Source organism: Streptomyces incanus, assembly GCF_042656345.1.
GTDB lineage: Bacteria > Actinomycetota > Actinomycetes > Streptomycetales > Streptomycetaceae > Streptomyces > Streptomyces incanus.
In genome coordinates this window covers 1-10,384 of the sequence record NZ_JBHSPC010000034.1, presented here as the reverse complement: position 1 = coordinate 10,384, position 10,384 = coordinate 1, and the positions used below count along the sequence as shown (strand labels likewise).

General features: G+C 68.2%; 8 protein-coding genes and 1 pseudogene. 5 read left to right on the top strand and 4 right to left on the bottom strand.

The features are described 5' to 3' along the window. Window positions 1-402: 402 nt before the first annotated feature. Together ACFP2V_RS13345 and ACFP2V_RS13340 are read left to right on the top strand one after the other, a co-directional pair. Complete coding sequence (locus ACFP2V_RS13345) at window positions 403-6,723, top strand: DNRLRE domain-containing protein (RefSeq protein ID WP_381210494.1); 6,321 nt, start codon at window positions 403-405, stop codon at window positions 6,721-6,723. A gap of 116 nt (window positions 6,724-6,839) precedes the next feature. Further along, complete coding sequence (locus ACFP2V_RS13340; RefSeq protein WP_381210491.1) at window positions 6,840-7,121, top strand: hypothetical protein; 282 nt, start codon at window positions 6,840-6,842, stop codon at window positions 7,119-7,121. A 112-nt stretch (window positions 7,122-7,233) separates the two neighbouring features. Here the strand turns inward: ACFP2V_RS13340 and ACFP2V_RS13335 are convergent, their stop codons facing one another. Continuing rightward, a complete protein-coding gene (locus ACFP2V_RS13335; protein ID WP_381210488.1) occupies window positions 7,234-7,554 on the bottom strand; it encodes a hypothetical protein in 321 nt (106 codons plus the stop codon). A 123-nt stretch (window positions 7,555-7,677) separates the two neighbouring features. On the opposite strand from ACFP2V_RS13335, the gene ACFP2V_RS13330 reads away from it, so the two are divergent. After that, entirely contained in the window at window positions 7,678-8,103 is a 426-nt protein-coding gene (locus ACFP2V_RS13330; protein WP_381210485.1) for a hypothetical protein, read from the top strand. After that, window positions 8,100-8,246: a hypothetical protein gene (locus tag ACFP2V_RS13325; protein ID WP_381210482.1), complete on the top strand. Its 147-nt coding sequence runs from the start codon at window positions 8,100-8,102 to the stop codon at window positions 8,244-8,246. Before ACFP2V_RS13330 ends, ACFP2V_RS13325 begins: the two co-directional genes overlap by 4 nt. Before the next feature lie 105 nt (window positions 8,247-8,351). On the opposite strand, the gene ACFP2V_RS13320 is transcribed toward ACFP2V_RS13325, so the two are convergent. The 3 genes and pseudogenes from ACFP2V_RS13320 to ACFP2V_RS13310 all read right to left on the bottom strand — a co-directional run. Then, window positions 8,352-8,999: a dihydrofolate reductase family protein gene (locus ACFP2V_RS13320; protein ID WP_381210479.1), complete on the bottom strand. Its 648-nt coding sequence runs from the start codon at window positions 8,997-8,999 to the stop codon at window positions 8,352-8,354. A gap of 171 nt (window positions 9,000-9,170) precedes the next feature. Next, window positions 9,171-9,416, bottom strand: a complete 246-nt coding sequence (locus ACFP2V_RS13315; RefSeq protein ID WP_381210477.1) for a hypothetical protein — start codon at window positions 9,414-9,416, stop codon at window positions 9,171-9,173. A 140-nt stretch (window positions 9,417-9,556) separates the two neighbouring features. After that, window positions 9,557-10,132, bottom strand: a pseudogene (locus tag ACFP2V_RS13310) (RICIN domain-containing protein); the annotation flags it as partial. 100 nt (window positions 10,133-10,232) lie between these two features. Here ACFP2V_RS13310 and ACFP2V_RS13305 point away from each other — a divergent pair. Then, window positions 10,233-10,384, top strand: a 152-nt coding sequence (locus ACFP2V_RS13305) for a transposase (RefSeq protein ID WP_381210497.1), incomplete at its 3' end; no start/stop codon positions are given.

Here is a 10,384-nt window from a genome sequence, read left to right as displayed (position 1 = left end):
GACGGCCCACCAGTACCGATCTCCCGCATCGCGTATCTGCCCTGGTGGCCACTGACCGACGGGTGCCCGGCCTTCCACGCCGTGATCACGGGCTTGACCAGGGCCCATTGCTCGTCGGAGACATCACTCGAGTACGGCTTGCGATCACTCATCCCGCCACTCAAGCGAATCCCGAACGCTTGACCGGCCGTGATGCCCCAACGTCACCCCATCGAGCGATAGCAAGTCGGACATAAGTTCGCGTACCGCACTCTGAGTGATAAAGATCATGATCTTGATCTGATGGAGCAAGATCCTTTTGTCTCTCGCTTGCCGCCTTTGCTCTCTTTTCCCTCCGGCTAGCTTCATGAACACGTCACAGGTGTGGCGTATTCGTGAAGTGGAAAGAACCGGAGAATCTGGATGATTCGTAACCATGCGTCCCACCGGCGCAGACGCCCCTGGGCCGGGGGGAGCACCCGCTGGATAGCGGGAAGTCTGTCCCTGGCCCTTGCTGTCACGCTCCTTGACGGGGCGTACTCCGCGGCCCTTGCCGCCCCGCAGAATTCCAAGAAGCCGAAGAGTGCGGCAGTCACTCAGGCCGCGGACCTCCCGTCGGCGCGCGTGGCCGCCCGGTTGTTGGGCAAGCGCGTGGAGGCGCTCTCGGAGCGTACCGAGACCTCCACGACCTGGGTGAACAAGGACGGCTCGCTCACCACGGAACTCGCCGCCGGGCCCGTTCGGTTCACGGACGAGGCCACCGGAAAGTGGCGCGAGGTGGACCTGGACCTCGTCGAGGGCGCCGACGGGGCGGTCGAGCCCATAGCGCACCCGGGCGGGCTGCGCCTGGCCGGGAGGTCCGGGACCCCGGCGAAGTCACTGAAGGCCGCTCGGCAGGCCAAGGCCACCGACCTGGTGACCCTCGGCGAGGGTGACCAGCAGATCACCCTGCAGTGGAAGGGCGGCCTGCCCGCGCCGAAGCTGGACGGCACCCGGGCGGAATACGTCAACGCCTTACCGGGCGCGGACGTGGTCGTGGAGGCCACCCGGACCGGCTTCGAGCAGTACGTCGAGCTCAAGCAGCGGCCCGAAACCGGTGACTACACCTACACGCTGCCGCTGAAGGCCAAGGGCCTGAAGGCGAAGCAACTCGCCGACGGCAGCGTGCTGTTCACCGACAAGAAGAACAAGAAGCGGGCGGTGATGCCCGCACCGGTGATGTGGGACTCCACCGTCGACCAGCGCTCCGGCGAGCACACCCGCCAGGCCAGGGTTGGCATGAAGGTGGTGCAGAAGGGTTCCTCCGTTGACCTGCTGATCACCCCGGACGCGGACTTCCTCACCGCCCCGGAGACGAAGTACCCGGTCACCATCGACCCGTCCACCTCCTCGCTGTCCAATGTCTTCGACACCTACGTGCAGCAGGGCGAGACCGTCGACTGGTCCACCGACGTCGAGCTGGACTTCGGCAACCCGGGCACCAAGAACGCCGACGGCACCCCGCGCACCGCGCAGTCCTTCATCTCCTGGAACACCACGCCCGTCCAGGACGCCCTCGTCCTGGACGCCAAGCTGAGCCTGTGGAACTTCCACTCGGGCAACAACCTCGACTGCAAGGCGTACCCGTGGGAGGTGTGGTCCTCGCCCGCGGCCTCCACCTCCAGCCGGTGGACCAACCGGCCGGTCATGACGGCGAAGAAGGCCACCTCCACCGAGACCCGCGGCAACACCTCGTGCACCAGCCAGCCCGACGGCTGGATCAACGCCGACGTGACCACGCTGGCGCAGGAGTGGGCCTCGGCCAAGGCCACCCGTGGCCACCTGGGCATCCGCGCCACCGACGAGTCGGTCGTGGCGCAGTGGAAGCGGGTCAACTCCGCCAACGCCGCCACGAACCCGCCGAAGCTGGTGGTCACCTACAACTACCGGCCGCGCACCGGCACCAAGCAGGAGGCCGGCCCGCCGTACTTCTCCTACAGCGGCGCCTACACCGTCAACACCACCACACCGACGCTGCGGGACACCTTCGTCGACGCCGACGGTGACAAGGTCAACGGCACCTTCCAGATCTTCGACAACGCCACCGACACCCAGGTCGGCAACGTCCTCGTCTCGAAGTACGTGCCCTCCGGGCAGGTCGCCTCCGTGACCCTCCCCGCAGGGATGCTCACGGACGGCAAGACGTACAAGTTCCGCACCTCCCCCTATGACGGTGCGCACTACAGCACCGGCTGGTCGGCGTGGAAGACCTTCACCGTCGATGCCAAGGCGCCGTCCGCGCCGACGAAGATCGTCTCCACGGACTACCCGTCGGACAAGTGGGTCAAGGGCGCGGGCCAGGCAGGCACCTTCACCGTCACCCCGAACGGCACCGACCACAACTGGCTCGAATGGTCCCTCGACGGCGTCACCTGGACCAAGGTCACTACCGGTGGCTCCACCGCCGCCAAGGCCATCTCGGTCACCCCGCCGCGCAATGGCTCGCACACTCTGCTAGTTCGCGCGGTAGACAAGGCCGATAACAAGTCCGACGTCGTCCAGTACAACTTCCAGGCCGGTCCCGGAGCGTTGGTGCAGCCCTGGGACGGCGACCGCACCGCCCGGCATCTGCAGCTCGTCGCGGAGGGTGCGGCGGCCTCGTACAACAAGGTCTCTTTCTCCTGGCGACGCTCCGCGGCCGACCCGTGGGTACCGATCCCGACTGCCGACGTGACAGACAACGGTGATGCCATCACCGGCTGGCCGGTGCCCCTGGTCGCCGGACGCAATGCCCCGCTGACCTGGAATGCAGCCAGCACCGTCAATCCCGACGGAGCGGTCGAAATCAAGGCCGACTTCAGCGGTTCCGGCAGCACCTCCGGCAGCAGTGAGCCTGTCGCCCTGGTGGTCGACCGCAACGCCGAAGGAGCCGCCAGCAACCAGGTCGGTCCCGGTGTGGTGAATCTGCTGACCGGTGACTTCTCCATCGTCGAGGAGGACACCGCGCGCTTCGGACTGTCCGTCAACCGCACGGCATCCTCCCGGACTCCCGACGCGGGTGGCAACCAGGAGGGTCAGGCGGCCATTTTCGGTCCCCAGTGGGTCGCGGGTACCGTCGCACAGCAGACGGAGACGGAGTACGGCCACATCCGCAAGGTGTCCGACACCGCCGTGGACCTGGTCCTGCAGGATGACAGCACGCTCCACTTCACGGCCAACGCGTCGCGGACGGGCTGGATCCCCGAGCCCGGCCTGGAGGAGCTGGCCCTCACCGGCTCGGTCACCAGCTCCTTCTCGTTGTCCGACGGCGAGGGCGGTGTGGCCAAATTCGCCAAGGTCGCCCCTGCCGCCACGACTTGGCAGCTCACCAGTACCTCGCAGATCGGCCAGGCCGACTCCACGACGAGCCTGGTCTCCGAGTCCGTGGCCAGCGGCGGCAAGACGCTCTCGCGCCCCAAGCAGCTGATCGCCTCCTCCTCTGTTTCCGCCGCCACCTGCTCAGCAACTCCGGCCACCAAGGGCTGCCGTGTGTTGGAGTACGTTTACGCCGGGGCCACCACGGCGACCGACAGCGCTCTGGGCGACGTCGCCGGCCAGGTCAAGGAGATTCGGCTCTGGTCGACCGCCCCGGGTGCTGCGGCGGCTACCTCAAAGGCCGTCCAAGCCTATCTGTACAACGGTGCCGGAAGGCTGACCCAGGCCTGGGACCCGCAGATCACCCCGCCGCTGAAGACGGAGTACGCCTACGATGCCGCAGGCCGCGTCGCCGGCTTCACCGAGCCGGGCGAGTTCCCATGGACCTTCACGTACGGTCATGCAGGCAACGACGCGGCGTCCGGGAACGGCATGCTCCTCAATGCCTCACGGACGGGCCTGAAGCCCGGCACCACGGATATCGCCCAGGGCGTGGCGGTCACCTCCGTCGTCTACGACGTGCCGCTCTCCGGCACCAAAGCCCCGTACCCGATGAGCGCCTCCGAGGTGCGCAAGTGGGGCCAGCAGCGGGCACCGCTCTACGCGGCGGCCGTCTTCCCGGCGGATTCCGTACCCGCTTCCCACGCGGGCAGTGACCTGACCGCAGGCGCTTACACCCGGGGTACCGTCCACTACCTGGACGTCTCCGGCCGGGAAACCAACACCGCGGCGCCTGGTGGTCACATCACCGCCACCGAGTACGACACCTTCGGCAATGCCGTCAGCGATCTGTCGGCGGGCAACCGGTCTCTGGCCATGGGGCTGACCGCTGACGACCGCGCGGCCCAGACGGATCTAGGCATCGCCGATCTGCCCTCCGCCGAGCGTGCCTCCTTGCTGTCCACTCGTACCACGTACAGCGGCGGACAGCGCAGGACCGAGCAGTTCGGCCCCCTCAGCCGGGTGGAGCTCACGCGCAACCTGCTCTCGGGCAGCACTATCGTACTGTCCGCAGGCTCCCCGGTCGTCGCCCGGGCCCGCACGGTAAATGAATACGACACCGGGCGCCCCTCCGGCGACCCTTTCGCGCCCGAGGATCTGCTGACCCGCACCACGGTCGGCGCCCAGGTGCGCGAGTACCCGGACCTGCTGGCGGATGCCGACGTCACGGACATGCGGTACGACTGGACCACCGGGTCTCCGACCCAGGTGATCCAGAACCCGGCGGGCCTGGCGATCACCACCACCACCGAGTACGACGCGCAGGGCCGGGTCTCCCGGCTGACCAACCCCGGAGCCGGCAGCACGGATGCCGGAACCCAGATCACCACGTACTGGTCCGCCAGCGGGACCGGAGCCTGCTCGGGTCGTCCGGAGTGGGACGGCATGGTCTGTTCGGTCGCCTCGGCCGGCCCGGTGTCGGGCGGCGGAACGAACCCTTCGCAACTGCCCACCACCACCATTGAATACGACTGGTGGGGCAACCCCGCCAAGACCACCGAAACGGCGGGCGGTGTCACCCGCACCACCACGCAGACCTTCGACGGCGCCGGACGCCCTGCCACCGTCGCGATCACCGGAGGTCTCGGGCAAGCAGTCCCCACAAGGACCACCGAGTACGACCCCGCCAACGGAGAGACCGTGCGGACCGTCTCCCCGACCGGCGGCACCATCACCCGGCAGTACGACAAGCTGGGCCGGCAGGTGAGCTACACGGATTCCGACGGCGGCGTCACCACCAAGGAATACGACCTGCTGGGACGTCCGACGAAGACGACGGACAACGTCCCCTCCACCACCGTCTACAGCTACGACACAGCCCTCGAGCCGCGCGGCATGCTGACGAAGTCCACCGACTCCATCGCAGGCGCCTTCACCGCGACCTACGACGCCGACGGCGCGGTGACCTCCGAGCACCTTCCCGGCGGCTACACACTGCGGCAGGAGAAAGACCCGACGGGAGCCGTCATCAGCCGCACCTACACCCGCGACAGTGACGGCACCGTCCTGGCCGACAGCACCGTCCTGGAGTCCGTGCACGGCCGAGTGACCTCGGCGGCGGGCTGGTCGTACCAGGACTACAGCTACGACGCGGCAGGACGCCTCACCGGTGTGGACGACACCGTCGACTCGGTCTGCACCCGGCGCACCTACACCCTGGACAAGCGGTCCAACCGCACCACGGCCACGACGGCCACCGCCGCTCCGGGCAATGCGTGCACCAGCGCCGGCGCAACGTCGAAGACGACCACCTACGACAGCGCAGACCGGATCGCTGGTGGCAGTCACGTCTACGACGCCTTCGGACGCACCACGGCCCTGCCGGGCACGTCGATCGGCTATTACACCAACGACCTCGTCCACCAGCAGACCGCTGGCAGCAAGCGACAGACCTGGCAGCTCGACGCCAACCTGCGCTTCCGCTCGTGGAAGACGGAGAGCGAAAGCGGCGGCACCTGGACCCAGACCGCCTCAAAGGTCAACCACTACGCCAACGACGAGGACAGCCCGCGGTGGGTTACCGAGGACACCACGGCGGGCACGGTGACCCGCAACGTCGCCGCTGCCGGCGGTGGCCTGGGCGCCACGACCGCCAAGACGGGTGGCACCGTCCTGCACCTGACCAACATCCACGGTGACGTGATGCTTCAGCTGCCGCTGGACACGGGCAAGGCACCGGTCGCCCTCGACAGCGACGAGAACGGCGCGGCGCGCGACGGACAGACGTCCACCCGCTACGGCTGGCTGGGCGGCAAGCAGCGCTCGAGCGAGACCCCTTCGGGCGTCACGCTCATGGGCGTGCGCCTCTATGACCCGAACACCGGCCGCTTCCTCCAGTCGGACCCGGTCTTCGGCGGCAACTGCAACGCCTACGACTACGGTTGCGCCGACCCGGTGAACGCCGTCGACCTTGACGGCCGCTGCGGAGCATGGGGCAACCCCTTCAAGAAGTGCGACAAGTGGCGCATCCTGATGTGGTCCCGGCAAGGCATGAGCCACTGGCGTACCATCCGCGAGGGAAGCCGCACCAACGTCAGCAAGAAGTACACAAAGTTCGGTCTGGAACACATCAGGGACCGGCACGTCGGCAAGGGAAAGCCGAGCTCTTGGCGAAACAACGACGCCATGGTCAGCGACCTCAAGAAGGCGCTGGACAACGGCAACTGGCGGTGGCAGTGGGGCGACAGCAAGAACGGTAAGTGGGACATCAATTACACATACTGGAAGAAGAAGTGTGTGTGCAGCCGGACAAAGACGAAGTACACCGTCACGGTGTATTACCGCACCTTTGCGGCACCCGACGGAAAGCCCGTCGGCGTGATGTCCGCCTTCATCAACCCCAGTCAGTGACACAAGGCGACTGACCTCCCTTCCTCACGCAGTGCCCCCGGAACCTACTACCGTTCCGGGGGCACTGCCCATAAGGGGAACCGCTTGAAAAGACGGCAGGCAGAAGGAGAAAAGCCATGCGAGAAGACGATTCGAACACCGGTCTCGACACCGTTGTGGCAGCAGTACGCGCCCGGCTGGATCCCTCCCATCCAGCACGCAACGCCCTGCAGTCCACAGCCGAGGCGATCGACAACGCCGAACCAGAACTGGCTCTGGACGACTTGTGTCACATCATTCGATATTTCGGCGTACGCATTACACCGGCGGAGTACAACACTTTGCAGGCTGTAGCACAGCAGTTCTCGATGACCGACCTCCTGGAGGAGGCACGCCTCCTCCCCTTCATCGGCGTTTGAAAAATCACAGGGCACGGGGACGCTGTCGAACGCGGCCATCCGCCAGGAAAATGGCCGCAACCGTCTATCGAAGCCGAAGGACAAGTTGGCGGAAGCACGGTGCACTGCATCGTCACCACAGCCACGCCTTGGAGTACCGCAGCCGGGACAGGGCGCGCGCGTCGCTGCGGCTGGCCGCGCTGCCGATGCGGTTCCGTCTCTGGCGGGGCCGGCGGGACCTCCCGGTGAAGAAGCGCCGGTGCCCCGCCTGCTGGAGCCGCTCGCACTGCAGGAGCAGCCGCTTCTTCTGCTCCGCCTTCGTCAGCGGCTTGCGGGGCCGCTTCCAGATCGGCTGCCAGGGCGCCGGCCCGAGCGCGGCGGCGCGCTCCTGGGCGCCCTTCCGTACGCGGGCGAGTGCGGTCTCGATCCTCGGGTCGTCGGGCGGCGTGGTCATCTGACTCCTCCAGTGGGTGTGTCCGGGTCCAGCGCGGGCTGGGTTCCGGGCTGCGGGGTGTGGGGTGCTGGGGGATGCGGCCGGTGAAGTTCCCCCAAGGCCGGACAGGACGAGGACCACCCGATGGTCGAGTTCGGGCATCCCGAGGACCGGCGGGTGGACTTGAAGCAGATCCGGACCGGCATCGGGGTTGCCGCCGACGGCGGCGTCCCGGTCTTCTCCCGCGTCCTTTCCGGCGGCCCCAGGGAGGTCTCCCAGGTCGTCGGCGCGATACAGGCCCTCAAGGTACTCGCCGGCGAGCGACGCCTGCTGATGGTCGCGGACTCCAAGCTGTACTGCTGGGGCGACATCGGTGCGCTGATGGCCGCCGAGGTGGACTTCAACGCGCCGGTACCGGCGTCCGGGATCGGCGACGGGTTCCGGGCCGGCCTGGACCTCCAGCAGACCGCGCCGGTGAACTACACCGCCGGGCGGGAGGAGCACCTGCCGCCCGAGCGATGCCCGGGATCCACCCGGGCCGCCGCCGAACGCGGCCCACGGGCCGGATGATTCCGCATCACCTCGGTGAGCTCCAGCTACGCATCCGCGGGGCCACCGACCCGCCCGCCGTCAGCCTCAGCCGGGTCGTCCAGGTCGACCTCCTCGGTCTGCTGGGGCTCGACGTGCGGCGTCCACGCCGGCTGCAGACCTGAACAGCACCCGCAGCGACCCGCGAAATGCGGGGCCAGGACGCCGCTGGGCGGCGGCCGTGCCGCGGGTGCCGGTGACAAAACCCGCGCCGACCGGCTGGTCCGGCCTCACTTCCGCCAGAACAGGTGGTGCGTCACGCCGCTCGGGCTGGGCACGACGTCCTGGTGGAACCGATCGAGCAGCTCATCGGGGGACTCCCACAGCCGGGCCCCGGAGCCGAGCTTCGTCGGCACGACCGCCACATGCAGGGTGTCGACGAGGTCGGCCTCGAGGAACTGCCGGATGATCGTGGCCCCACCGCCAAGCCGGACGTCCTGGCCCCGCGCCGCCTCCTTCGCCCGGGCGAGCACCGCGGCCGGGTCACCGTCGACGAAGTGGAACGTGGTGTCGGAGAGCGTGAACGACGGGCGCTTGTGGTGTGTCATGACGAACACCGGCGTGTGGAACGGGGGCTCGTCACCCCACCACCCCTGCCACTCGTGGTCCTGCCAGGGCCCGCGCTGCGGCCCGAACTTGTTGCGGCCCATGATCTCGGCGCCGATGTTGCGGGCGTAGTCCCGCGTGATGTAGTCGTCCAGACCTCGGCTGCCACCGGGTTCGGAGCGGTTGACGGGTGGGTGGTCGGTGGCGATGGCCCAGGCGAACATGTTCCCCGGATCGGCATGGCCGAACGGCTTCTCGAGGCTCTGGCCCTCGCCGGCGCCGAACCCGTCGCTCGAGACGGTGAAGTTCTGGACCCGCAGCAACTGGCTCACGTCGCTCCTCCTGCTTCGCGCTTTCTGATCACTTGACGGACGGTAGACCGGCCGGGCCGGGAAAACTCATCGCCGCATCGTGCGGCTCTCGTCGAGCTCTCGTCGAGCTCCCGCGGCCGTGCCGGACGACGACTCCCCCGGTGGTCGTCCCCCGGCGCGACCGCGTACGGATCACCGGGCGAGCGTCCAGCGGGAGCGGCGGGTCTTCCGGCCCTTGTTTTCGCCGCGGGCGGTCGCGGCCTGGCGGGCCGGCTCCCGGTCGGCCACCAGCATCTCGGCCATCTGACCGTGCGTCAGCTCCATCCGGGGATCGGGCGGGCAAAGGGCACCGGCGGTCCCCGCACCATCCAGCCGGCGCAGAACCTCGGCAGCGACGGGCAGAGCGCCCGAACGCCCGGTCACCACGGACTCGATCACGCACTCCGTACGGGGGCGTTCCGTCCGTGGCCGCGGGGACCGGGAAGTCATCGACACACCCGGACCGACGTCGACGTGCCCGTGCCGGATACTGCCCGGCCCCGCTCTCCAGCCGAATCGGCGACCCGCGAAATGCGGGACTAGTTGCGTACGACGCGCCACCGGTTGTCGGCCGTGCCGTCGTCGGAGTCCTGGACGGCGAAGGCGCCGACGGCGGTGGAGTTGCCCGCGATGGCGAGGAGTTTGCCGCTGTGCTCGTTGCGGATCTTGTATGTGCCGTCGTTCTGGTCGAGCAGGGTCCAGCGGTGGACGGCGGTGCCGTTGTCGGCCCACTGCAGGACGGCCGCGCCGTCGGCGGTGGACATGTCCTGGACGCCGAGGACCTTGCCGCTGTGGGCGTTGCGGAAGCGGAAGGCGCCGCCGTCGGTGAGCATCTCCCAGTTGTGATCGGCGGTGCCGGAGTCGTTCCATTGCAGGGCCCGGCCGCCGTCGGCGGTGGACATGTCCTGGATGCCGAGGACCAGGCCGCCGGCCGCGTTGACCAGGCGGACCTCGGGGACGGCGCCGGTGTTCCAGTAGACGGTGTAGTTGTGGCCGTGGGCGTCGTGGAACGGGCCCAGGTTCACGGTGGCGCCGGCCGCGGTGGCGGTGAAGGCGAGCGTGCTGGTGCCGGTCCGCCTGACCGAGGAGGTGTCCAGGGAGGGCAGGGCGCTGAGAGTGCGGTACGTGATCTTATGCCCGGCTCGTGATCACTCGATGGGGTGACGTTGGGGCATCGGTGCCGGTCAAGCGTTCGTGATTCGCTTGGGTGGCGGAATGAGTGATCGCAAGCCGTACTCGAGTGACGTCTCCGACGAGCAGTGGGCCCTGGTCGAGCCCGTGATCACGGCGTGGAAGGCCGGGCATCCCTCGGTCAGTGGCCACCAGGGCAGATACGCGATGCGGGAGATCGGTACTGGTGGGCCGTC

Excerpts from the sequence above, each read along its gene's own strand:
- ACFP2V_RS13345 (WP_381210494.1), top strand. The coding sequence starts at position 403 with ATGATTCGTAACCATGCGTCCCACCGGCGCAGACGCCCCTGGGCCGGG.
- ACFP2V_RS13340 (WP_381210491.1), top strand. The coding sequence starts at position 6,840 with ATGCGAGAAGACGATTCGAACACCGGTCTCGACACCGTTGTGGCAGCA.
- ACFP2V_RS13335 (WP_381210488.1), bottom strand. The coding sequence starts at position 7,554 with ATGACCACGCCGCCCGACGACCCGAGGATCGAGACCGCACTCGCCCGC.
- ACFP2V_RS13330 (WP_381210485.1), top strand. The coding sequence starts at position 7,678 with ATGGTCGAGTTCGGGCATCCCGAGGACCGGCGGGTGGACTTGAAGCAG.
- ACFP2V_RS13325 (WP_381210482.1), top strand. The coding sequence starts at position 8,100 with ATGATTCCGCATCACCTCGGTGAGCTCCAGCTACGCATCCGCGGGGCC.